General features: G+C 68.1%; 23 protein-coding genes. 13 read left to right on the plus strand and 10 right to left on the minus strand.

Translation table 11 applies throughout. The features are described 5' to 3' along the window. Positions 1 to 42 precede the first annotated feature (42 nt). Genes maiA through pyrE form a run of 5 tightly spaced genes read right to left on the minus strand, consistent with a single transcriptional unit; the run spans position 43 to position 3,361 of the window. Entirely contained in the window at positions 43 to 681 is a 639-nt protein-coding gene (gene maiA, locus MF609_RS01930) for a maleylacetoacetate isomerase (protein ID WP_242414637.1), read from the minus strand. Beyond that, complete coding sequence (lepB, locus tag MF609_RS01935; RefSeq protein WP_242414638.1) at positions 678 to 1,631, minus strand: signal peptidase I; 954 nt, start codon at positions 1,629 to 1,631, stop codon at positions 678 to 680. Before lepB ends, maiA begins: the two co-directional genes overlap by 4 nt. Positions 1,632 to 1,639: 8 nt before the next feature. Continuing rightward, positions 1,640 to 2,047 carry a holo-ACP synthase gene (gene acpS, locus MF609_RS01940; RefSeq protein ID WP_242414639.1) on the minus strand — a complete coding sequence of 136 codons (408 nt, stop codon included), beginning with the start codon at positions 2,045 to 2,047 and terminating at the stop codon, positions 1,640 to 1,642. A 7-nt stretch (positions 2,048 to 2,054) separates the two neighbouring features. Next, positions 2,055 to 2,783 (minus strand): pyridoxine 5'-phosphate synthase, encoded by a 729-nt coding sequence (locus tag MF609_RS01945; protein ID WP_242414640.1) that lies wholly within the window; start codon positions 2,781 to 2,783, stop codon positions 2,055 to 2,057. Next, positions 2,780 to 3,361, minus strand: a complete 582-nt coding sequence (gene pyrE / locus MF609_RS01950) for an orotate phosphoribosyltransferase (protein ID WP_242414641.1) — start codon at positions 3,359 to 3,361, stop codon at positions 2,780 to 2,782. The genes MF609_RS01945 and pyrE overlap by 4 nt, the downstream gene beginning before the upstream one ends. 210 nt (positions 3,362 to 3,571) lie before the next feature. Between pyrE and coxB the strand changes: the two genes are divergently transcribed. From coxB to MF609_RS02005, 12 genes are all read left to right on the plus strand, one after another. Then, on the plus strand, positions 3,572 to 4,753 hold the full coding sequence (gene coxB, locus MF609_RS01955) for a cytochrome c oxidase subunit II (RefSeq protein WP_422920200.1): 1,182 nt from the start codon (positions 3,572 to 3,574) through the stop codon (positions 4,751 to 4,753). Between the two features lies 1 nt (position 4,754). Continuing rightward, on the plus strand, positions 4,755 to 6,413 hold the full coding sequence (ctaD, locus tag MF609_RS01960) for a cytochrome c oxidase subunit I (RefSeq protein ID WP_242414643.1): 1,659 nt from the start codon (positions 4,755 to 4,757) through the stop codon (positions 6,411 to 6,413). 264 nt (positions 6,414 to 6,677) lie between these two features. Continuing rightward, on the plus strand, positions 6,678 to 8,453 hold the full coding sequence (locus MF609_RS01965) for a DUF1800 domain-containing protein (protein WP_242414644.1): 1,776 nt from the start codon (positions 6,678 to 6,680) through the stop codon (positions 8,451 to 8,453). Continuing rightward, the gene (locus tag MF609_RS01970) at positions 8,450 to 9,838 is read left to right on the plus strand and encodes a DUF1501 domain-containing protein (RefSeq protein ID WP_242414645.1); all 1,389 of its coding nucleotides are present in this window, start codon (positions 8,450 to 8,452) and stop codon (positions 9,836 to 9,838) included. Before MF609_RS01965 ends, MF609_RS01970 begins: the two co-directional genes overlap by 4 nt. Before the next feature lie 60 nt (positions 9,839 to 9,898). Continuing rightward, positions 9,899 to 10,798: a heme o synthase gene (locus MF609_RS01975; RefSeq protein ID WP_242414646.1), complete on the plus strand. Its 900-nt coding sequence runs from the start codon at positions 9,899 to 9,901 to the stop codon at positions 10,796 to 10,798. Continuing rightward, positions 10,795 to 10,929 carry a hypothetical protein gene (locus tag MF609_RS19835; RefSeq protein WP_277990988.1) on the plus strand — a complete coding sequence of 45 codons (135 nt, stop codon included), beginning with the start codon at positions 10,795 to 10,797 and terminating at the stop codon, positions 10,927 to 10,929. Before MF609_RS01975 ends, MF609_RS19835 begins: the two co-directional genes overlap by 4 nt. Further along, a complete protein-coding gene (locus MF609_RS01980; protein ID WP_242414647.1) occupies positions 10,926 to 11,459 on the plus strand; it encodes a cytochrome c oxidase assembly protein in 534 nt (177 codons plus the stop codon). Before MF609_RS19835 ends, MF609_RS01980 begins: the two co-directional genes overlap by 4 nt. 53 nt (positions 11,460 to 11,512) lie before the next feature. Then, entirely contained in the window at positions 11,513 to 12,427 is a 915-nt protein-coding gene (locus MF609_RS01985; RefSeq protein ID WP_242414648.1) for a cytochrome c oxidase subunit 3, read from the plus strand. Then, positions 12,427 to 12,810: a DUF983 domain-containing protein gene (locus tag MF609_RS01990; RefSeq protein ID WP_242414649.1), complete on the plus strand. Its 384-nt coding sequence runs from the start codon at positions 12,427 to 12,429 to the stop codon at positions 12,808 to 12,810. The genes MF609_RS01985 and MF609_RS01990 overlap by 1 nt, the downstream gene beginning before the upstream one ends. Further along, on the plus strand, positions 12,807 to 13,415 hold the full coding sequence (locus MF609_RS01995; protein WP_242414650.1) for an SURF1 family protein: 609 nt from the start codon (positions 12,807 to 12,809) through the stop codon (positions 13,413 to 13,415). The genes MF609_RS01990 and MF609_RS01995 overlap by 4 nt, the downstream gene beginning before the upstream one ends. Positions 13,416 to 13,425: 10 nt before the next feature. After that, the gene (thrC, locus tag MF609_RS02000; protein WP_242414651.1) at positions 13,426 to 14,820 is read left to right on the plus strand and encodes a threonine synthase; all 1,395 of its coding nucleotides are present in this window, start codon (positions 13,426 to 13,428) and stop codon (positions 14,818 to 14,820) included. After that, positions 14,820 to 15,689, plus strand: coding sequence for a class I SAM-dependent methyltransferase (locus MF609_RS02005; protein WP_242414652.1), 870 nt, complete (start codon positions 14,820 to 14,822; stop codon positions 15,687 to 15,689). The genes thrC and MF609_RS02005 overlap by 1 nt, the downstream gene beginning before the upstream one ends. 142 nt (positions 15,690 to 15,831) lie before the next feature. On the opposite strand, the gene MF609_RS02010 is transcribed toward MF609_RS02005, so the two are convergent. From MF609_RS02010 to MF609_RS02020, 3 genes are read right to left on the minus strand one after another with little or no spacing between them, the layout of a single operon-like run. Beyond that, a complete protein-coding gene (locus tag MF609_RS02010; protein ID WP_242414653.1) occupies positions 15,832 to 16,467 on the minus strand; it encodes a heme exporter protein CcmB in 636 nt (211 codons plus the stop codon). Beyond that, positions 16,464 to 17,027 (minus strand): heme ABC exporter ATP-binding protein CcmA, encoded by a 564-nt coding sequence (gene ccmA, locus MF609_RS02015; RefSeq protein ID WP_242414654.1) that lies wholly within the window; start codon positions 17,025 to 17,027, stop codon positions 16,464 to 16,466. The genes MF609_RS02010 and ccmA overlap by 4 nt, the downstream gene beginning before the upstream one ends. Next, positions 17,024 to 17,419: a metallopeptidase family protein gene (locus MF609_RS02020; RefSeq protein WP_242414655.1), complete on the minus strand. Its 396-nt coding sequence runs from the start codon at positions 17,417 to 17,419 to the stop codon at positions 17,024 to 17,026. The genes ccmA and MF609_RS02020 overlap by 4 nt, the downstream gene beginning before the upstream one ends. A gap of 47 nt (positions 17,420 to 17,466) precedes the next feature. On the opposite strand from MF609_RS02020, the gene MF609_RS02025 reads away from it, so the two are divergent. Further along, a complete protein-coding gene (locus tag MF609_RS02025; protein WP_055762614.1) occupies positions 17,467 to 17,754 on the plus strand; it encodes a 4a-hydroxytetrahydrobiopterin dehydratase in 288 nt (95 codons plus the stop codon). Between the two features lie 116 nt (positions 17,755 to 17,870). Here MF609_RS02025 and MF609_RS02030 read toward each other — a convergent pair whose 3' ends face one another. Both MF609_RS02030 and MF609_RS02035 read right to left on the minus strand, forming a co-directional pair. Then, a complete protein-coding gene (locus tag MF609_RS02030; protein ID WP_242414656.1) occupies positions 17,871 to 18,635 on the minus strand; it encodes an SDR family oxidoreductase in 765 nt (254 codons plus the stop codon). Positions 18,636 to 18,676: 41 nt separating this feature from the next. Beyond that, positions 18,677 to 21,823, minus strand: a complete 3,147-nt coding sequence (locus MF609_RS02035) for a helicase-related protein (protein ID WP_242414657.1) — start codon at positions 21,821 to 21,823, stop codon at positions 18,677 to 18,679. Positions 21,824 to 21,873: the final 50 nt, after the last annotated feature.

Below are 21,873 nucleotides of genomic sequence, written 5' to 3' on the forward strand. Positions count from 1 at the left end.
GTCGGGCAACGTCCTAACGGCTCGCCAGCGCTGCGGCCAGCATCATGCGACCGGCGCGACCGCATCGGGATGCGCCGCCGCCACGGCGGGCAGGTCGGCCGCCCGCGCGTCGATCGCGACCAACCGGGGCCATGGCGACAAGTCCAGTTCGAATCGCCGCGCATTGTAGAGTTGCGGCACGAGGCAGCAATCGACCACGCCCGGTGCGCCGCCACCGAAAAAGCCGTCCGACGGGGCCGCCGCCTCCAGCGCACCCAACCCTTCCGCGATCCAGTGGCGATACCATTCGGCCTTGGCCGCCGCGTCCGCCGCGAACTGCGACTCCAGCCGCCGCAGCACGCGCAGATTGTCGATCGGGTGGATGTCGGCGACGATCACCAGCGCCAGCGCCATCGCGCGGGCGCGCGCCAGCGGCTCGGCGGGGAACAGGCGTGGGTGCGGATGCGCCGCGTCCAGCCAGTCGAGAATCGCCAGCGATTGGGTCAGCACCGTGCCGTCGCCGATATCCAGCGCGGGGATCAGCCCTTGGCGGTTGCGTGCCAGATGCTCGGCGGAGCGATGCTCGCCCTGCAGCAGCGACACCGGCACCCCGGTCCACGCCACGCCCTTCAGGTTCAGCGCGATTCGGACGCGATAGGCTGCCGAGGATCGATGATAGTCGTAGAGCGTATAGCCGCTCACTGCGCATCGCCCGTGGCCGGAACCAGCGAGGTGCCGGCCCGACCGCTGCGGAACGAACTGAACCACGTCATCGGGTTCAGGCTGGTCGTCCCGTCGAGCGAGAAGGTGATGAACTCGGCACGCCCGCCAATATTCTCCCACGGCACCGGGCCGCCCAGCCCGCGTTCGGCTTCCGAAAAACGGCTGTCGGCGCTGTTGTCGCGATTGTCGCCCATCAGGAAGACATGGTTGGCCGGGATGACGATCGCCGGGAAATTGTCGCCCTGCGAATAGCGGAAGTCGATCGTGTCATACTGCCGCCCGTTGGACAGCGTCTCGCGATAGACCGGCAGGCGGCAGAAGGCGCCCTTGTCGGTGCGGACCAAGGCGCCCGGATACTGGTCCGGATCGCACTTCGTATTGGCGTCGACCGGGATCATCGCGTCGCCCATCGCCTTGCGCGGGATCGCCACGTCGTTGATGTAGACGACGCCGCCGGCCACCTCCAGCCGGTCGCCCGGCAGGCCGATGACCCGCTTGATAAGGTCGGTGTTGCTGCCCGGCGGCTTCACGATCACGACGTCGCCGCGTTCGGGCAGCGATCCCCACAGCCGGCCATGCCATGCCGGCAGCTGGACGCTCCACGTTTCCTGCGGCTGGCGCAGCACGATGTCGCGGAACATCGCGACCGGGTTGGGAATGGTCGGCGACACGAACGACCAGCCATAGGCGAATTTGCTGACGACCAACCGGTCGCCGACGCGCAGGCCGGGCAGCATCGATTCGGACGGGATGTAGAAGGGCTTGGCGATGAAGCTGTGGAAGCCCAGCACCACCAGCAACAGCCAGAACAGCCCGCGCAACTCGCCCTTCCAGTCGAGCCGGCGGCGGGCGGGCGCGGATGCGGCGGTGGGGGTCGGCTGCGACGGCGCGGGACCGCCCTGGTCCTCCAGCGCCATATGATCGGCCATCGAATGTCCTACTCTACCCTGGGCGACGCCTCGATGATGACGAACGCCTGGGCCCAGGGATGGTCGTCGGTCATCGTCAGATGCACTGTCGCGACGTGGCCCTCGGGCGTCATCGCGTCAAGCCGTGCTTTCGCACCCCCGGTCAGGTGCAGCGTCGGCGCGCCGGAGGGGGCGTTGACCACGCCGATGTCGCGCATGAACACGCCGCGCGAAAAGCCGGTGCCGACCGCCTTGGAAAAGGCTTCCTTGGCGGCGAAGCGCTTGGCGAGCGTACCGGCACGGGTGAACGGGCGCTTCTCCGCCTTCACCTGTTCCACGGCTGTGAACACCCGCTGGACGAAGCGGTCGCCGAACCGGTCGAGCGAGTTCTGGATGCGCTCGATATTGCAGAGGTCGGAGCCGAGGCCGAGGATCATGCGGGCGTCACCGCGCAGTCTCCATCAGATCCTTCATCCGCCGCACGACCGGGCCAAGCCCGCCGAAGATCGCCTCGCCGATCAGGAAATGGCCGATGTTCAGCTCGCGGACCTGCGGGATCGCGGCTACGGCCACGACATTGTCGAAGGTCAGGCCATGGCCGGCATGGACCTCGATCCCGTTCTTGGCGGCGAGCGCGGCGGCGTCGGCGATGCGGCGCAGTTCGGCGACCTGTTCCTCGCCCGACAGTTCCGCGTACCGCCCGGTGTGCAGCTCGATCACCGGCACGCGGAGCGCCACGGCGGCGGCAATCTGTGCGGCGTCGGGTTCGATGAACAGCGACACCCGCACCCCGGCATCGGCCAGCGCCCGCACCATCGGCGCGAGCTTGTCCTGCTGCCCCGCGACGTCCAGCCCACCCTCGGTCGTGCGCTCCTCGCGCTTTTCGGGGACGATGCAGGCGGCATGCGGGCGGTGCTTGAGCGCGATGCCCAGCATCTCCTCGGTCGCCGCCATCTCCAGGTTCAGCGGAAGGGTCAGTTCGCTCGACAGCCGGGCGATATCGCCATCGGTGATGTGGCGGCGATCCTCGCGCAGGTGCGCGGTAATCCCGTCCGCGCCGAATTCGGCCGCCAGCAGCGCCGCGCGGACCGGATCGGGATAGCCGCTCCCGCGCGCATTGCGCACCGTCGCGACGTGATCGATGTTGACGCCCAGCCGCAGCGGCGCGGTCATGCCGCCCGGCTCCCCGGCTTGATCGCCGGGATCGCGGCGAGGTCGGCGGGCAGCGCGTCGGGATGATAGCTCGGCACGTCGAGGCGGATCAGCGGGTGGAACGGGACGCCGAGGTCCGCTGTGCCGTTCGACCGGTCGACCAGAGAGGCAGCCGCGACCACTTCGCCGCCGGCCGCCTGGATCGCGGCGATGGCTTCGCGCGACGACAGCCCGGTCGTCACCACATCCTCCATCATCAGCACGCGGGTGCCCGGATCGATGCGGAAGCCGCGGCGCAGCTCGAACGTGCCGGTCGGGCGTTCGAGGAACATCGCGGGCACGCCCAGCGACCGACCCATTTCATGGCCGACGATCACCCCGCCCATCGCCGGCGAGATCACCACGTCGATTCGTTCGCGCAACCCGGCGGGAAAGCGGCTGGCGAGTTCGTCGCACAGCCGCGCGGCGCGGCGCGGGTCCATCAGCACGCGGGCGCATTGCAGGTAGCGTGACGACCTGAGGCCCGACGACAGGATGAAATGCCCCTCCAGCAGCGCCTCCGCTGCACGGAATTCGTCGAGGATCGCGTCGTCGTTCATGGGCTCTGGTCCACCATCTGCTTGCACGCGTCGCTCTAATACCGCCGGCCGCCGGTTCGCAACCATCGCTTGAGGCCAGGCGACATGCCGCGTATAGCCCTGTGGGTTAGGGTTTCCAAACGCCCACAGCACGCGACCACGCCGAACAAGAAGCGTACCGCGTGCCCTTTAACGGGGTGACACGACACGATGCGAAGCATTGGGATGAGGATGTTGGTACTTGCGGCGGCCGCCGCGCTGGCGGGGGGCGCCCATGCCGCCGCGCCGAAAGCGGTAACGCCGGGCACCGGTGACGTGGCGACCGCGCCACAGGCGGGCGCACCGCCGCCCGGATCGGCCGCGGCCAATCCGACCGGACAGGCGGCACCGGCCGCGACCGCCGCCGCGCCGGCACCGGCGGCGGTACAGGACCCGACGCTCAACGCCGACGGATCACCGCGCATGATCGCGACGCCGCATGTCGGCCAGCCCTCCGACCGCGCGGTCGACCTGCAGCAGCAGTTCACGCCGAACGGCCGCGAGGCGAAGGCATTCCACAACCACATCCTGATGCCGGTGATCGTCGTCATCTCGCTGCTGGTGCTGTTCCTGCTCGCCTATGTCGTGATCCGCTTCCGCGAAAGCGCGAACCCGGTTCCGTCGAAGACGTCGCACAACACCGCCATCGAAATCATCTGGACCGCCGCACCGGTGCTGATCCTCGCGGCGATCGCAGTGCCCTCGATCGGGCTGCTCGCGCGCCAGTTCAAGCCGGCCCCGGATAATGCGGTGACGATCAAGGCGATCGGCAACCAGTGGTTCTGGTCCTACGAATATCCCGATTATGGCGGCGTGTCGGTGACCGCCAACATGCTGAAGGAAAAGAACGAGGTCGCCGCCGGGCAGCGGTATCGCACCGATGCCGACGGCCCCCGCCTGCTGGCGGTGGACAACCGCATCGTGCTGCCGGTCGGCGTGCCGATCCGCCTCATCACCACCGCGTCGGACGTGATCCACAGCTGGGCGATGCCCGCCTTCTGGGTGAAGCTGGACGCGGTACCCGGACGGCTGAACGAAACCAGCTTCACCATCGAGAAGCCGGGCCTGTATTTCGGCCAGTGCAGCGAGCTGTGCGGTGCGCGCCATGCGTACATGCCGATCGCGGTCGAAGCCGTGCCGGTGGCGCAATTCAACCAGTGGATCCAGGCCAAGGGCGGCACGCTGCCCGGTGCCAAGGAAGCCGCCGCGCCGACCAACGCCGTGATCCCGCAGCCGGGTGCCGATGCCGCCGACGCGACGTCGAACGCCAGCGACGCGGCCGACGTGCCGGTGGTCAACGCGACCGAAGCCGCCTCTCCCTCCACCCAGCGCGCCACCGGCAACGGCGGCGGCGTCGGCAACGTGGACCAGTAAGATGACCGATACCGCCCTTCCCGGCCACCATGCGTTCGATGCGCACGGGCACGGCCATGACGCGCACCATCACGATGCGGACCATAAGCCGGGCTTCTTCGCCCGCTGGTTCATGTCGACCAACCACAAGGACATCGGGACGCTCTACCTGATCTTCGCGATCGTCGCGGGGATCATCGGTGGCGCGATTTCGGGCCTGATGCGGCTCGAACTAGCGGAGCCGGGCATCCAGTGGCTGCCATGGCTGTCGGGCCATGAAGGCGACCAGGCGCTGCATTTCTGGAACGTCCTCATCACCGCGCACGGCCTCATCATGGTGTTCTTCATGGTGATGCCGGCGATGATCGGCGGGTTCGGCAACTGGTTCGTGCCGATCATGATCGGCGCGCCGGACATGGCGTTCCCGCGGATGAACAACATCTCGTTCTGGCTGCTGATCCCCGCCTTCCTCCTGCTGCTGGGCAGCACGGCGTTCGGCGGCGGCGCAGGCACCGGCTGGACGGTCTATGCGCCGCTGTCGACCTATGGCGAACCGGGACCCAGCGTGGACATGGCGATCCTGTCGCTCCACCTGGCGGGCGCGTCGTCGATCCTGGGTGCGATCAACTTCATCACCACCATCCTCAACATGCGTGCGCCGGGCATGACCCTGCACAAGATGCCGCTGTTCGTGTGGTCGGTGCTGGTCACCGCGTTCCTGCTGCTGCTGGCGCTGCCGGTGCTGGCCGCCGCGATCACGATGCTGCTGACCGATCGCAAGTTCGGCACGACCTTCTTCGACCCCGCCGGCGGTGGCGACCCGATCCTGTACCAGCATCTCTTCTGGTTCTTCGGCCACCCCGAAGTGTACATCATGATCCTGCCGGGCTTCGGCATCATCAGCCATATCGTCGCGACGTTCAGCAAGAAGCCGGTCTTCGGCTATCTCGGCATGGCATACGCGATGGTCGCGATCGGCGCGGTCGGGTTCGTCGTGTGGGCGCACCACATGTTCACGACCGGTCTCAGCGTAAACACCAAGATGTACTTCACCGCCGCCACGATGCTGATCGCGGTGCCGACCGGCATCAAGATTTTCTCGTGGATCGCGACGATGTGGGGCGGATCGCTGCGCTTCCCGACGCCGATGCTGTGGGCGATCGGGTTCATCTTCATGTTCACCGTCGGCGGCGTGACCGGCGTGGTGCTGGCCAATGGCGGCGTCGACGACGTGCTGCATGACACCTATTACGTCGTCGCCCACTTCCACTATGTGCTGTCGCTGGGCGCGGTGTTCGCGCTGTTCGCCGGCTTCTACTACTGGTTCCCCAAGATGTCGGGGAAGATGTACAACGAGCTGCTCGGCAAGCTGCACTTCTGGGTGTTCTTCATCGGCGTGAACGTCATGTTCTTCCCGATGCACTTCCTCGGCACGCAGGGGATGCCGCGGCGCTACCCGGACTATCCGGACGCCTATGCCTTCTTCAACCACATCGCCTCGGCCGGATATGGCATCATGGCGATCGGCATGGTGTTCTTCTTCGTGAACATCGTCGTCTCGCTGATCGGTGGTCGCAAGGCGGCGGACAATCCGTGGGGCGAAGGGGCGACGACGCTGGAATGGACGCTCAGCTCGCCGCCGCCGTTCCACCAGTTCGAAACCCTGCCCAAGATCGACTGATCGAACGGCAATCGCATCGAACAACCGACGCCCCGGAGCAATCCGGGGCGTTTTTGTTTGGGCGCATTGCAACGCGCGATCGACGATCCAAATCATTCCGGTAGCGATATAGATACGACTTCGTAATGATTCTGGCGCTATAGTTGGGAACCCATCGCTATATCCATGCGTCGAGCTCGACCCCTTTTAGAATATACAGTCCATTAAGCATTCCCGGTCATAAAGACTGCACGCGCCGAAGTACGAGCGCGTTGGGGAATGACGATGCCGGACGAACCGTCGGCCGCCGACGACCATGAGGTGATGACGATCCCGCAACCGGCCGCGCAACTCGCGCAGGCCGAGCGGCGGACGCCACGGCAGCGGATCAAAAGCCATGGCGTGCTGGGCGCAGCGACATTGCTTGCGGCCTGTGATTCGGCGGGCGGCGGTGGCAGCGGAACGGGACTGGTATCGGTCCCCGCCCCTGCGCCTACCCCGACTCCCACCCCCAGCCCGACGCCGACCACCGCCGTCCTGACCGCGCAAGGCGCCAGCCGGTTCCTGGCCCAAGCAACGATGGGCGCCAATCGCAGTTCGATCGACGCGGTGCTGAACACCGGGATCGCCGGCTGGATCGATGCCCAGTTCGCCCGCCCGCGCGACATGAGCCACTGGGACTGGCTGGTGTCGAAGAACTACAACGACGCGACCAACAGCAACAATCTCAACGGCCAGAACGGCTATGACCCCAGCGTCTGGCGACAGGCGATCGCCGGCGGCGATCCGCTGCGGCAACGGGTCGCGCTGGCGCTGCTTGACTTCCTGGTGATCGGCATCAACGGCATCAACCTGTCGTGGCGCGCCTTTGCCATGGCGGCGTATAACGACCTGTTGCTCGACCACGCATTCGGCAATTATCGCGACCTGCTGGGCGCGATGACCCGCAACGCCGCCATGGGGTCGTTCCTGAGCTTCCTCGGCAGCCGCAAGGCCAATCCGACGACCGGCCAGATGCCCGACGAGAATTATGCGCGCGAACTGATGCAGCTGTTCACGCTGGGCGTCTATCAGCTGGAACAGGACGGCAGCGTGCGCATGTCGAACGGCGTGCCGCTGGAAACCTATACCCAGGACGATGTGGCGCAACTGGCGCGGGTATTCACCGGGCTGAACCTGGCGAACAACGACAACAGCACACCCGACCGGATGCGACTGCCGCTGGTCATCGCCGCGTCGGCCAACGAAACCGGATCGGCCAGCTTCCTGGGCGGTACGGTATCGGGCGGCGGGTTCGCGGCGATCGACGGCGCGCTCGACATCCTCTTCCGCCACCCCAATGTCGCGCCGTTCGTGTCGAAGCAGCTGATCCAGCGGATGGTGACCTCCAACCCCAGCCGCGCCTATGTCGGCCGGGTCGCCGCCGCCTTCGCCAATAACGGCAGCGGTGTGCGCGGCGACATGAAGGCGGTGATCCGTGCGATCCTGCTCGACCCCGAAGCGCGCGACGAGGCGGCGGCATTGGCCAGCACGACCGCCGGGCGGCTGCGCGACCCGGTCCAGCGGCTGACCAACTGGGCGCGTGCGTTCGGCGTGACCTCACCCAGCGACGCATGGGCGATCGGCGATACGAGCAACACGACGCAGCGGCTGGGCCAGTCGATCGGCCGCGCGCCCAGCGTGTTCGGCTTCCTGCGGCCCGGCTATGCCCCGCCCGGCACGGCGATGGCACAGGCGGGGATGACCGCGCCCGAATTCCTGATCGCCAGCGAACAGACCAACCTGGCCTATGTGAACTATATGCAGTCGCTGGTCGGCGGCGGCACCGGCGACGTGAAGGCCGACTATGCGCCGATGATGGCGCTGGCATCGGACAGCCAGAAACTGGTCGACGAGGTCAACCTGATCCTGGCGGCCGGGCAGTTGCGCAGCGCGACGGTCACCGCGATCCGCGCCGCCGTCGACACCATCCCGCTGACCGCGAACAACGCCACCCTGAACCGTACGGGGGTGGCGATCCTGCTGACCCTCGCCTCCCCCGACTATCTGGTGCTCCAATGAACGCTCCGACGATCCTTCGCGACGCTTCCCGCCGGGCGTTCCTGCAACGCTCCGCTGCGCTGGGGATGGCCGGCGTGGCCGCCCCCTTCGTCAACACGCTGGGGGCGATCGGCGAAGCGGCGGCGGCGACCGCCACCGATTACAAGGCGTTGGTGTGCCTGTTCCTGCATGGCGGCAACGACCATTACAATACGCTGGTCCCCTATGATCCGACGTCGCACGGCCTCTACGCCACGGCGCGGGGCGGCCTGGCGCTCGGTCGCGACGCGTTGCAGGCGACCGCGCTGACCGGCACCGACCTGGGCGGGCGGGCCTATGCGCTGGCCCCGGCGATGGAACCGCTCCTGCCGCTGTTCGATGCCGGGCGGATGGCGGTCGCGCTGAACGTCGGCACGCTGATCCAGCCGACGACACGCGCGCAATATTTCAACAAGTCGGTGCGCCTGCCGCCGAAGCTGTTCAGCCATAACGACCAGCAGAGCTTCTTCCAGGCATCCAGCCCCGAAGGCGCGGTATCGGGCTGGGGCGGGCGGATCGGCGACCTGTACCAGTCGGGCAATGGCAGTTCGGCGCTGACCTGCATCAACGCCACCGGCAACGCCGTCTTCCTGACCGGGCGACAGGCGATCCAGTATAATGTCGGCACGGGTGGGCCGGTCTCGCTGCTGCGCGGGGCGACCTCGCTCTACGGATCGAGCGTCGCGGCGGCGACGCTGCGCCAGATGATGACCGAGACCAACCCGCATATGTTCGCGACCGAATATGCGCGGGTGAACAAGCGGGCGATGGATACCCAGGCACAGCTCGCCAACCTGCTCGCCGGCGTACCCGATTCGCAGTTCGGCCTGTTCCCCAGCGGCAATTCGCTGGCCGATCAGCTCCGCATGGTCGCGCGGATGATCGCGATCTCGGGCGATCTGGGTACCAGGCGGCAGGTGTTCTTCGTGTCGCTCGGCGGGTTCGACCTGCACGACAATCTCGCCTCGACCCAGCCGGTACTGCTCGGCCGCCTCGCCGCCGCGATGCGCGCGTTCCACGACACGACCGCCGCGCTGGGCGTCGCGGACAAGGTGACGACCTTCACCGGATCGGATTTCGGGCGGACGCTGGCGTCGAACGGCAATGGCGTCGACCATGGCTGGGGATCGATGCACTTCGTCATGGGCGGCGCGGTGAAGGGCAAGCGCATCTATGGCACCCCGCCCGCGATCGGCCACAACACCAATGACGATGTGGGACAGGGCCGGCTGATCCCGACCATGTCGGTCGATCAGTACGCGTCGACGCTGGCGCGCTGGTTCGGGGTGTCGGACGGCGACCTGACCACCGTGCTGCCCAATATCGGCAATTACGACAGATCCAGCTGGTCGCAGGGCTTCGTCTGAGCGGGTCGGCAGCCCGTCGCCGCACTTTCCCCAGCCGCCGCAGTCCGATATAGGACGGCGATGACCGCCCAGACGATCACCCTGCCCGCCGACTGGCGCGACTTCCTGGCGCTGACCAAGCCGCGCGTGATGACGCTGGTCGTCTTTACCGGGCTGTGCGGGATGCTGGCGGCGCCGGTGCCGATCCACCCGGTGCTGGGCTTTACCGCCGTGCTGTGCATCGCGCTGGGCGCGGGCGCGGCGGGCGCGCTGAACCAGTGGTATGAGGCCGATCTCGACGCGAAGATGAAGCGGACGCAGGGCCGCCCGCTGCCCGCCGGACGGATGGACCGTGAATCGGCGCTGCATTTCGGTGTGGGCCTCGCCATCTTCTCGGTCGTGTTGATGGGTCTGGCGGTGAACGTGCCGGCTGCGATCATCCTGACCGTCTCCATCCTGTTCTACGTGCTGGTCTATACCGTGTGGCTGAAGCGCCGTACGCCGCAGAATATCGTGATCGGCGGCGCAGCAGGCGCGTTTCCGCCGCTGATCGGCTGGGCGGCGGCGACCGGCGACGTCGCGCTGCTGCCGTTCCTGCTGTTCAGCCTCGTCTTCCTGTGGACGCCGCCGCATTTCTGGGCGTTGGCGCTGTTCGTGAAGACCGATTACGCCAATGCCGGCGTGCCGATGCTGCCGGTGGTGGCGGGTGAGCGGGTAACGCGGACGCAGATCGGCCTCTACACCATTCCGATGGCGGCAGTCGCGGTGGCACCATGGCCGCTGGGGTTGACCGGTCCGATCTATGGCATCGCCGCCTGCCTGCTGACCGCGACCTTCGGCGTGCTGGCGGTGCAGGTCGCGACGCGCACGACCGGCGCGGATGACAAGATGAAGCCCGAAAAGCGCCTCTTCGCCTTTTCGATCCTGTATCTCTTTGCGATGTTCGGCGCGCTGGTCGCCGACCGGTGGGTGGCGGCATGAGCGAACACGACGACCGCATCCGCGCCCGACAGCGCGAGCGCGCACGGGTGATGGCGTGGCTGCTGGGCGCGTTCGTCCTGCTGATGTTCGCGATCACGATCGTCAAGATCCGGGCCGGGATGGGCGCATGACCCGCAATCTGCGCACCGCGCTGTTTTCCGCCGCGGCAGTGGTCGGCATGACGGGCGTGGGCTTTGCCAGCGTGCCGCTGTACCGCATGTTCTGCCAGGTGACCGGCTTCAACGGCACGACGCAGCGGGGACAGGACGCCCCCGGCGGCATCGGCGACAAGGTGGTGGTGCGGTTCGACACCAACACCAACCCGGCGCTGGGATGGGAATTCAAGCCCGAACGCGCGTCCGAAACCGTCGACATCGGCGCGCGCGACATGGCGTTCTTCACCGCGAAGAACGTGTCGGGCCGCCCGGTCACCGGCACCGCTACCTTCAACGTGACGCCATCGCAGGCCGGCAAATATTTTACGAAAATCCAGTGCTTCTGCTTCACCGAACAGACGCTGCAGCCGGGCGAAAAGGTGCGGATGCCCGTTATCTTCTTCGTCGATCCGAAGATCCATGACGACCCCGATGCGAAGGACATTCGCGCGATCACGCTGTCCTATACATTTTACCCGGTGGATTCGGCCGCGACGAAGAGCTAGGATCGCGCGGAATTACGTGCCAGCATAGGCGCGACGCATAATAGGGACGGATGATGGCAGGCGCGAAGAACCACGATTTTCACATCCTTCCCCCCAGCATCTGGCCGCTGGCGAGTTCGATGGCCGCGCTGATGCTGGCGGCGGGCGGCGTGATGTGGATGAACGAGGCGGCGCTGGGCGGCCTCGTATTCGGCGCGGGGTTGATCGCGACGCTGGCCTGCATGGGCTTCTGGTGGGCGGACGTCATCCGCGAGGCGAAGGCGGGCGACCATACGCCGGTCGTGCAGTTGCACCTGCGCTACGGTATGATCCTGTTCATCGCGTCCGAGGTCATGTTCTTCGTCGGCTGGTTCTGGTCGTGGTTCGATTTCTCGCTGTTCCCCGCAGCCGTGCAGTGGAGCCATGACGGCGGCACCTCGCTGATCGAGGCGGGCGATACCGCCGTGACCGCGCAATGGCCGCCGGCGGGCCTCGAAGTGCTGAACGCCTTCGAACTGCCGCTGCTCAACACCTTCATCCTGCTGCTGTCGGGCACGACGGTCACCTGGGCGCACCATGCGCTGATCCACAACCAGCGTGGCGGCAAGCTGAAGGGGCTGTGGGGCGCGATCGGCGTGGGCGAGGATGACGGCGTCAAGAAGGGGCTGTGGCTCACCGTCCTGCTGGGCGCGCTGTTCTCGTGCATCCAGGCCTATGAGTACATGCACGCGCCGATGCCGTTCAAGGGGCTGAACTATGGCGCGGCCTTCTACATGGCGACCGGGTTCCACGGCTTCCACGTGCTGGTCGGCACCATCTTCCTCGCCGTCAACCTGATCCGCGCGTACAAGGGCGACTTTACGCCGAAGCAGCATTTCGGCTTCGAAGCGGCTGCATGGTACTGGCATTTCGTCGACGTGGTGTGGCTGTTCCTGTTTGTCGTCATCTATGTGTGGGGCGGCTGGGGCGCGCCGATCCATGGTGGCTGATGCCTGAGGAACCGGGCGCGGGCGGCCCCGCGCCCTTCGATTGCGGCGTGCGCGGCCTGTGTCCGCGGTGCGGGGCCACGACCTTGTTTCGTGGCCCCGTTGCCTTTGCCGACCGGTGCAGCGCGTGCGCGCTCGATTTCTCCGCCTTCAATGTCGGCGACGGGCCGGCAGCGTTCCTGACCCTGATCCTCGGCGGGATCGTCACCATCCTCGCCATCTGGCTCGACCTGAAGCTCGGGCCGCCATGGTGGGTCCATGCATTGCTCTGGATACCGCTCACCATCGGCGGGGTGGTCGGATCGCTGCGCGTGGCCAAGGGCATGTTGCTGGCGCTCGAATATCGCAATGCCGCGCGCGAAGGGAAGATCGATCCCCGGCCATGAAGCGCGTGCCGATTCTCCCCACGCTGATCGTCGTGCTCGCCGTCGCCGCGATGGTGGCGCTGGGTTTCTGGCAGTTGCAGCGTCGCACCGAAAAGGCCGCGCTGATCGCGCACGCCGTCGCCAATCTCGACCGCGCGCCGCAGCCGCTGCCCGCGCGGATCACCGACGACCTGTTGTTCGCCCGGGTCACCGCCAGCTGTGCGCGGGTCGAGGACTGGACGATGGGTGCCGGACGCACCGCCACCGGCACGTCGGGCTATCGCCACATCGCCGCCTGCGTCTCGCCCACCGGCCAACGCTTCCGCGTGGACAAGGGCGTTGCCGCCGACCCGAAGCTTCGCCCGGTCTGGGCCGGCGGCGCGGTGGCGGGCACGCTCAGCCATGCGCCGGGCGGGCCGACGCTGCTCGACCGGATCACCGGCCATGCCGCGCCGCCGGCACCGATGATCGTGTCGGACACCCCCGCGTCCGGCCTGTCGCCCAGCCAGCGGCCCGACCCGGCCAGCCTGCCCGACAACCACCTGGGCTATGCGCTCCAATGGTTCGGCTTCGCCTTGGCCGCGGCCATCATATACTTGCTGGCACTTCGTCGCCGCAGCCGCTAACCGCACCCCCATGCGGTATGTCAGCACCAGGGGCGATGCGCCCGAACTCGACTTCGCCGGCGCGACGCTGGCCGGATTGGCGCGCGATGGCGGGCTGTATGTCCCGACGCAGTGGCCGACGCTGACCCGCGACGAGATCGCCGGGCTGGCGGGCCTGAGCTATGCCGAAACGGCGGTGCGCGTGATGCTGCCCTTCGTCGGCGACTCGCTGAGCGAAGCCGAACTGCGCTCGCTGTGCGAAACCGCCTATGGCCGGTTCAGCCACGTGGGCGTCACCCCGCTGGTCCAGCTGGACCATGACCAATGGCTGCTGGAGCTGTTCCACGGCCCGACGCTGGCGTTCAAGGACGTCGCGCTGCAGCTGCTGGGGCTGTTGTTCGAGAGGTTCCTGACCGGCACTTCCCAGCGGCTGACCATCGTCGGCGCGACCAGCGGCGACACTGGCTCTGCGGCGATCGACGCGGTGGCGGGGCGCGAAAATATCGACATCTTCATGCTGCATCCGGCGGGCCGCGTGTCCGACGTACAGCGGCGGCAGATGACGACCGTGCTGGCCCCCAACGTCCACAATATCGCGATCGAAGGCGATTTCGACACCGCGCAGGCGCTGGTCAAGGCGATGTTCAACGACCCCGGTTTCTCGGGTCGGTTCCGGCTGTCGGCGGTCAATTCGATCAACTGGGCGCGGTTGATGGCGCAGGTGGTCTATTATTTCTACGCCGCCGTGCGGCTGGGCGGACCGGACAAGGCGATCGCCTTTTCGGTGCCGACCGGCAATTTTGGCGATGTGTTCGCCGGCTATGTCGCGGCGCAGATGGGGCTGCCGATCGCGAAGCTGATCGTCGCGACCAACGTCAACGACATCCTCCACCGCGCGCTGTCGAACGGTGATTATTCGAGCGCGACGGTGACGCCGACCGCGACGCCGTCGATGGATATCCAGGTCAGCTCGAACTTCGAACGCCTGCTGCATGATCTGGGCGGGCGCGACGGGCTGGCTCTGGGCGATCAGATGCGCGGGTTCGAGGGCACGCGGGCGATGCGGCTGACCAATGCGCAGCAACAGGGCGCGGCGGCCTTGTTCGAAAGCGCGCGGGTCGATGCCGACCGCATGGCGCAGGCGATGCGCTGGGCGTGCGACAACGCCGCCCAGACGATCGACCCGCATACCGCCATTGCCCTTGCCGCCGCGCTCGACAGCGGGATCGACGCGCCGATGGTGACGCTGGCGACGGCGCACCCGGCCAAGTTCCCCGACGCGGTCGAACGCGCCATCGGCACCCGCGCCACGCTCCCGCCGCGCGTCGGCGACCTGTTCGAGCGCGAGGAACGCTATGTCACCCTGCCCGCCACCTTCGATGCGGTGACGGCCTGGATCGCCGAACGGGCGACGCCGCGCGCATAATGGACCCGATCGCACTTATCGGCGAGCCATGGAGCGATTACGGGCTGATCGACTGCGGCCATGGTCGCAAGCTGGAGCGCTACGGTCCCTATCGCTTCATCCGGCCGGAGCCGCAGGCGATGTGGGCGCCGACGCTGGCCGACTGGGACGCGCATGGCGAGTTCGTGCCGGGGTCGGACGAGGATGGCGGCGGGCGCTGGCAGTTCTTCAAACAGCCGCCGCGCGACTGGCCGCTGACGTGGCGCGAGGTGCGGTTTTCGGCGAGCAACACGCCGTTCCGGCATCTGGGCTTCTTTCCCGACATGGCCCCGGTGTGGGACTGGATGCGGGGGCGGATCGACGGGGCGGGCGACCCCGAATGCCTGAACCTGTTCGGCTATACCGGCGTCGGTTCGCTGGCGCTGGCGGCGGCGGGGGCGCGAGTCGTCCATGTCGATGCGTCGAAAAAGTCGGTCGAACAGGCCCGCGGCAATGCCGCCCTGTCCGACATGACCGACAAGCCGGTGCGCTGGCTGGTCGAGGATGCCGCCAAGTTCGTCGCGCGCGAGGTGCGGCGCGGGCGGCGCTATGACGGTATCATCCTCGATCCACCGAAATGGGGGCGCGGCCCCAATGGAGAGGTGTGGAAGCTGGAGGAGCATCTCCCCGGCCTGATCGCCGATTGCCGGCAGTTGCTCGACGCGAACTCGCGCTTCCTGTTCCTGACGGTCTATGCCGTGCGCATGTCGGCGCTGGCGATCGGGGAATTGCTGCGCCAGTCGCTGGGCGACCTGGGCGGTACGGTCGAGTGCGGCGAACTGGGCGTGCGCGAGGAAACGCGCGGGCTGACGCTGCCGACGGCGATTTTCGCGCGGTGGCGTAACACCTGAAGCTCCTCCCCGAAACGGGGAGGGGGACCATCCGCAGGATGGTGGAGGGGGCTGTCCACATGCGGCACGGTTGCGTTGCGAGGCGAATCCCCTCCACCATCGCCTTCGGCGACGGTCCCCCTCCCCGTGCCGGGGAGGAGCTTCAGGTCCGGCCGATCCGCATCGCCATGCCCGCCACCACCGGCCCGCCGACGCATAGTAGCAGGCTGGTCGCCGCCAGCAGCTTGATCGCCCCCGCGCCGCCCTCCAAGCCGCCCGCACCGAAGATCACCAGCGGCAGGGCCAGTGGCAGCATCACGAGGCCCCCCACGGCCCCGCCGCCGCGCAGGCCCGCCGTCAGCGCCGCCGTCGCCACGCCCAGCGCCGCCAGACCCGGCGTGCCGAGCAGCAGCCCCAGCTCCAGCGCGAGCAAGGTCGGTCCATCCATTCCCAGCAGCGCCGCCGACAGCGTCGCCGCGATCATCACGGCAGGCGCGAAGCCCAGCCAGTGGCCGATGGTCTTGGCGGCGGCGATGCTTGCCTCGGCCCAGCCGCGCAGCACCAGTTGATCGACCACCCCGGCCTCCATGTCCGGCGCAACGAGCCGGTCGAGTGGCAACAGCGCCGCCAGCAGCGCCGCGGCCCATGCCACCCCGCCGCCGATCCGCGCCAGCAGCGCCGCATCCGGCCCGATGGCGAAGGGAAACAGCGTCGCGACGAGCAGGAAGAAAGCAATCGGCAGCAGCAGCCCGCCGCCGCTCCACGCGATCCGCAATTCGCGGGCGACGAGCGCGATCACAGCGTCACGACCTGTGCATCGGGCAGTGCGACCGCGACATGGCTGGCGACAAGCACCGCACCACCGCCAGCGCGGTGCCGCGCGATCGCCGCCTCCAGCAGGTCGAGCGAGGCGGCGTCCAGCCCGTTGGCCGGTTCGTCGAGCAGCCAGATCGGCGCATTGCTGGCGATGACGCGCGCGATGGCGGCGCGGCGCTTCTGCCCCGTCGACAGCATCCGCACCGGCACATCGGCCAGCGACCGGATCGCCATCGCCTCCATCGCCGCGTCAAGCCGATCACGGCCGCCGTCGAGGCCCGCCCAGAAACCCAACGCCGCGCCCAGCTGCATCGCTGCATCCAGCGCCGCCGCCTCGGCCAGCAGCGCGACCGCACTGTCGCGCGTGACACTCCCGTCCGCCGGCGGCAACAGGCCGGCGGCGATCCGTACCAGCGTCGATTTACCGACCCCGTTCGGCCCCTGCACCCACAGCGCCTCGGCGGGCGCAAGCGCGAACGACAGGTCGCGGAACAGCACCCGCCCCCCGCGCACGCCCGTCACCTGCGCGAACGACAGCGTCAAACAGCGTCTTCCAGCGCGTGCATATCGTCGTCGGACAGGCCGAAATGATGGCCGACCTCATGCACCACGACATGGGCGATCAGGTCGCGCAGATCGACCCCGGTCTCGCACCATTCGGCCAGCAATGGTTGCCGGTACAGGTGGATGCGATCGGGCAGGCGCACTCCGTCGAACGCCGATTTCTCGCCCACGGGACTGCCATGATAGAGACCGGTCAGCTCATACGGCTCCATTGCCATCGCCGCGAGGGTTTCGTCGTCGGCAAATTCCTCGACCAGCAGCACGATGTCGGACAGGTGGCCGGCGAAGGGGTCCGGGATGCGCGCCAGCGCGGCACGCGCCAGCGCTTCGATCTCTTCGGCACTCGGAGCGGTTCGCGCTTGATCGGACATGGGCCAAGCAATAGGCCATCGCCACCAGGAGACAAGGGAGGGCATGAATGGAACCGCTGAGCCAGGCAGAGCGCGCCGACGCGCTGGACGGCCTGCCCGACTGGGACCATGACGCGAGCCGCGACGCGATCGTGCGCAGCTTCACCTTCGACAATTTCAGCCAGGCCTTCGCGTTCATGACGCAGGTGGCGCTGTTGGCGGAAAAGGCCGACCATCACCCCGAATGGTCGAACGTCTACAACCGGGTCGACATATTGCTCACCACGCACGACGCGGGCGGGCTGTCGGACCGCGATATCGACATGGCGCAGGCGATCGACGCGCTGGTCGAATAGGGGCGTTTCGTCATTCCCGCGCAGGCGGGAATCCATAGACGCCAGCGTCACGATAGAGGCGCAACCGTCAGCGGCTATGGATCCCCGCCTGCGCGGGGATGACGATCGTGCGGTCCCTATCGCCGCCGCATCTGCTGGCGCAGCTTGCCCGGCATCCACCGCGCGGCGAAGCGCATCCGCTTGGCGGTGGGGCCGACGGGGGTGTGGATCGCATCGCCGTGCACCGCATCCCACGCCGCCTGCGCCACCACCTCCACGGGTGTGAACTCGAGGCCGGCGGCGCGAACCTGCTGGCGGACATTGTAATTGCTGCCGGCCAGCGACGCGTCGAGCAGCGGGGTATCGATGAACCCGGGCATCAGCGACCGTACGCGAATGCCGTCCGCCGCCCATTCCCCGTCGAGCGCCTCGGTCAAGCCGCGCACCCCGAACTTGGTCGCGGAATAGACTGCCGCGCCCGCCGTGCCATAGATGCCGGCCGCCGATGCGGTGTTGAGCAGGCAGCCGCCATTCGCTTTCAGATATCCGTGCGCGGCGTGTGCGCCATGGATCACGCCGGTCAGGTTGACCGCGATGGTCCGCTCGACCGCGTCCGCCGTCATCTCGGCAAAGACGCCGCCGGACGCGATACCGGCATTGTTGAACAGCACGTCGATCCCGCCGCCCTGCGCAAACGCCGCCAGCGGGGCGTCCCATGCCGCGCGATTGGTGACGTCGAATACGAAGGTCGCCGCCCCATCCGGCAGCAGCGCAGCCGTCTCCGCCAGCCCGGCAGCATTCACGTCGGCCAGACCGATCCGCCAGCCGCGCGCCGCAAACATCCGCGCCACCGCGCGCCCGATACCGGACCCGCCGCCGGTGATGAAGATCGCCTTCGTCATGCGCGCATCATCGGACAGGATCGACGGCAATGCCAGCGAAGTTACGCGGCCACCGCCTCCAGTACCTCACCGACCTTCGCAAGGCGTTCTTCGGGATCATTGATCCGCGCGGGCATGATCCAGCGGCCGTTCTTTTCGGTCAGACCCTTCGGGGTGCGCCCGCGATGCTGTGGGGTGAGCGCGATGGCGGCGGGGCCGGCATCGACCTTCGCCACGCCGGCGCCGCGCGCCAGCAACCGGACCCGCGCCAGTTCGATCAACAGCCGGGCCTCGTCGGGCAGTGCGCCGAACCGGTCCTCCAGCTCCTCCTCGAACGCGTCGAGCGCGCCCTCTTCTTCGATCCGCGCCAGCCGCCCATAGAGCGTCAGGCGCACCTCGACCTCGGGAATCCAGCTTTCCGGCAGGCAGCCGGCAATGCCGACATGGAGTTCGGGTGCGACCCGGTCGACGACCTCGCCCCGTTCGGCCCGCAGCGCACGACCGAGCAGATATTGGTACAGGTCGATGCCGATCAGCTTCATATGACCGGCCTGCGCTTCCCCTACCAAGTCGCCTGCCCCGCGCAGGTCGAGGTCGCGGGCACTGATCGCGAAGCCGGCGCCCAGCCGGTCGAACGCCTGCAACGTGCGCAGCCGCTTCAGCGTCGCCTCGGCGATCGACTGGTCGGGATCGGTCAGCAGCAGCACCTGCCCGCGCCGCCCGCCACGCCCGACGCGGCCGCGCAACTGGTGCAGCTGCGACAGGCCGAACCGGTCGGCATGGTGGACGATCATCGTATTGGCGCGCGGCACGTCCAGCCCGGCCTCGATGATGTTGGTCGCGAGCAGCACGTCGCCCTCGCCCTCGGCAAAGCCGACCATCGCCGCATCGATCTCCGCCGCCGGCATCTTGCCATGCGCGACGACCAAGGTCAGTTCGGGGGCGAGCTTGCGCAGCCGTTCCTCCAGCGGCGCGATGTCCTCGATCCGGGGGACGACGACGAAGCTCTGCCCGCCGCGCATGCGTTCGCGCAGCAGCGCGGTGCGCACCGTCACCTCGTCGAAATCCGTCACGGCGGTACGGATCGGCTGACGCCGCGCCGGCGGGGTGGCCAGGACCGACAATTGCTGCAACCCGATCAGCGCGCTCTGCAGCGTGCGCGGGATCGGCGTCGCCGACAGAGTCATGACATGATCGGCCAGTTCGCGCAGCTTCGCCTTGTCCTTCGCGCCGAACCGCTGTTCCTCGTCGATCACGACCAGCGCGAGGTCGTGATAGGCGACGCCCTTGCCCGCCACCGCCTGCGTCCCGATCACGATGCCGATCGATCCATCGGCAAGGCCCGCCTTCACCCGCTTCTTTTCCGCCGCATCGGACAGGCGGGAGAGGCCGGCGACCTCGATCCCCGTGCCTTCAAACCGGCGGCAAAAGGTTTCGACATGCTGGCGGACCAGCACCGTCGTCGGTGCGGCGATCGCGACCTGCCGCCCCGACAGCGCGGCGATGGCAGCGGCGCGCAGCGCGACCTCGGTCTTGCCATAACCGACATCGCCGATCACCAGCCGATCCATGGGCTTGCCGGCGGCAAGGTCGGCGCGCGCGGCGGCGATGGCGCGGGCCTGATCGGGTGTTTCGGTGAAGGGGAAGCCGGCGGCAAAGCGTTCATAGGCGGCGATATCGACCTCGATCGGTGCCACGCGCAGCTTGTCGCGTTCGGCGGCGATCGCGGCCAGTTCGCGTGCGCTGTCGGCAATGGCGGTATCGATCGCGCCGCGCCGCTTCTGCCAGCTCGCCCCGTCCAGCGCATCCAGCGTCACGGCATCGCCGTCCGCACCGTAGCGCCAGATCCGGTCGGCCTCCATCACCGGCACCAGCCGCCGCGCGCCCTTGGCATAGGTCAGCACGATGGCGTCGCCCGTCGCTTCGCCCGGCAGCGATTCCAGCCCGGCGATGCAGCCGATGCCGAAATCCTCATGCACGACCACGTCGCCGATACGCAGTTCGCCTGCCTCCGCGAACAACGGGTTCGCGCCGGACGCGGCCAGCTCGTCGCCCCGCGCCCGCCCGCCCAACAGATCGCCACCGGTCACCACGGTCACACCGTCGCGCACGAACCCCCGGTCGAGCGGCGCGACCAGCAGCATCGCGGTGCCGGGTTCGGCGCGGACCGCTTCATCCCACGAACCGATCGTGACGGGTTCGGTCCGTGCGAGCTTCGCCAGCTTCTTGCGCAGGAACCGCAGGTCGCGCGGACTGCCGGCCAGCACCAGTCGCGCCTGCTCCAGCACCTCCCGCGCGAATTTGCCGAAGGCGCGCGCCGGCGCACGGCCGGTGACGAAGCGCGGCGGTTCGGCGGCAGTGTCGGGCAAGGCGATCCGCCGTCGCTTGGCCAACGATGCGTCCCAGCTTGCCGCATCGACCAGCGCAGCGGCGTCGCGACGGCGGCGGCGGGTGGCGTCCTGCGCCAGATCGAGGAAGCGGTCGCGGCGTCCGGCGACGTCGCCGTCCATCGCGACTGCCGCGTCGGGCAGGTGATCGAGCAGCGTCGCCCCCTTCCCCACGGCCGGTTCCGCCGCTCGACCGATCGTCACTTCGGGCAGGTCGGCGTCGCCGCGCTGGGTTACCGGGTCATAGCTGCGGATCGATGCGATATGGTCGTCCTCGACCGTCACGCGGATCGGGCATTCGGCATCGGCCGGAAAGATATCGACCACGCTGCCGCGCACCGCGACCTCGCCCGGTTCGTCGACCCGGTCGTCGCGGATATAGCCCAGCCCCTCGGCACGTTCGGCGAGCGCGATCAGGTCGATGGCATCGCCGACGCGCAACACCGGCGGGGCGGCGTCGAAATCGGCGGGCGCGGCGATGCGCAGCGCCGTCGCCTCGGGCGTGGTGATGCAGGCGATGGACTGTCCGTCGCCAGCGGCGATGCGCAGCCGGCGGAGCGCCGCGACCCGCGCACCGGCATTACCGGGCGAGGCCGGGGCATCGTCACCGGGCAAGGCGTCGCTGGCGGGCAGATGTACGACAGTCACCTGCGGCGCGAACGCTCCCAGCACCTCGGCCAGCGCCGCGGCGCGCACCTCGTCCGACGCGATGAACAGCAGCGAACCGGCCTTCACGTCGTCCGCCAGTGCGGCGGCAAGCGGGCCGATCGCGATCCGCACCTCCCCCCGGTCGGAAGCATCGGGGGCGGTAGCGTTCGGCATGGCGGAATTCCCGGCAAGACCCTGGAGAACAGGGAGGGTGGATCGCCCTA

It is taken from the genome of Sphingomonas panni (assembly GCF_022664435.1).
Classification (GTDB): domain Bacteria; phylum Pseudomonadota; class Alphaproteobacteria; order Sphingomonadales; family Sphingomonadaceae; genus Sphingomonas; species Sphingomonas panni.

Coding starts and splice junctions, on each gene's coding strand:
- MF609_RS02025 (WP_055762614.1), top strand. CDS start 17,467: ATGGAACCGCTGAGCCAGGCAGAGCGCGCCGACGCGCTGGACGGCCTG.
- MF609_RS01990 (WP_242414649.1), top strand. CDS start 12,427: ATGCCTGAGGAACCGGGCGCGGGCGGCCCCGCGCCCTTCGATTGCGGC.
- MF609_RS01965 (WP_242414644.1), top strand. CDS start 6,678: ATGCCGGACGAACCGTCGGCCGCCGACGACCATGAGGTGATGACGATC.
- lepB (WP_242414638.1), bottom strand. CDS start 1,631: ATGGCCGATCATATGGCGCTGGAGGACCAGGGCGGTCCCGCGCCGTCG.
- MF609_RS01970 (WP_242414645.1), top strand. CDS start 8,450: ATGAACGCTCCGACGATCCTTCGCGACGCTTCCCGCCGGGCGTTCCTG.
- coxB (WP_422920200.1), top strand. CDS start 3,572: ATGTTGGTACTTGCGGCGGCCGCCGCGCTGGCGGGGGGCGCCCATGCC.
- ctaD (WP_242414643.1), top strand. CDS start 4,755: ATGACCGATACCGCCCTTCCCGGCCACCATGCGTTCGATGCGCACGGG.
- MF609_RS19835 (WP_277990988.1), top strand. CDS start 10,795: ATGAGCGAACACGACGACCGCATCCGCGCCCGACAGCGCGAGCGCGCA.
- MF609_RS02020 (WP_242414655.1), bottom strand. CDS start 17,419: ATGTCCGATCAAGCGCGAACCGCTCCGAGTGCCGAAGAGATCGAAGCG.
- thrC (WP_242414651.1), top strand. CDS start 13,426: ATGCGGTATGTCAGCACCAGGGGCGATGCGCCCGAACTCGACTTCGCC.
- MF609_RS02005 (WP_242414652.1), top strand. CDS start 14,820: ATGGACCCGATCGCACTTATCGGCGAGCCATGGAGCGATTACGGGCTG.
- MF609_RS01980 (WP_242414647.1), top strand. CDS start 10,926: ATGACCCGCAATCTGCGCACCGCGCTGTTTTCCGCCGCGGCAGTGGTC.
- pyrE (WP_242414641.1), bottom strand. CDS start 3,361: ATGAACGACGACGCGATCCTCGACGAATTCCGTGCAGCGGAGGCGCTG.
- MF609_RS02030 (WP_242414656.1), bottom strand. CDS start 18,635: ATGACGAAGGCGATCTTCATCACCGGCGGCGGGTCCGGTATCGGGCGC.
- MF609_RS01995 (WP_242414650.1), top strand. CDS start 12,807: ATGAAGCGCGTGCCGATTCTCCCCACGCTGATCGTCGTGCTCGCCGTC.
- MF609_RS01975 (WP_242414646.1), top strand. CDS start 9,899: ATGACCGCCCAGACGATCACCCTGCCCGCCGACTGGCGCGACTTCCTG.
- MF609_RS02035 (WP_242414657.1), bottom strand. CDS start 21,823: ATGCCGAACGCTACCGCCCCCGATGCTTCCGACCGGGGGGAGGTGCGG.
- MF609_RS01945 (WP_242414640.1), bottom strand. CDS start 2,783: ATGACCGCGCCGCTGCGGCTGGGCGTCAACATCGATCACGTCGCGACG.
- acpS (WP_242414639.1), bottom strand. CDS start 2,047: ATGATCCTCGGCCTCGGCTCCGACCTCTGCAATATCGAGCGCATCCAG.
- MF609_RS01985 (WP_242414648.1), top strand. CDS start 11,513: ATGGCAGGCGCGAAGAACCACGATTTTCACATCCTTCCCCCCAGCATC.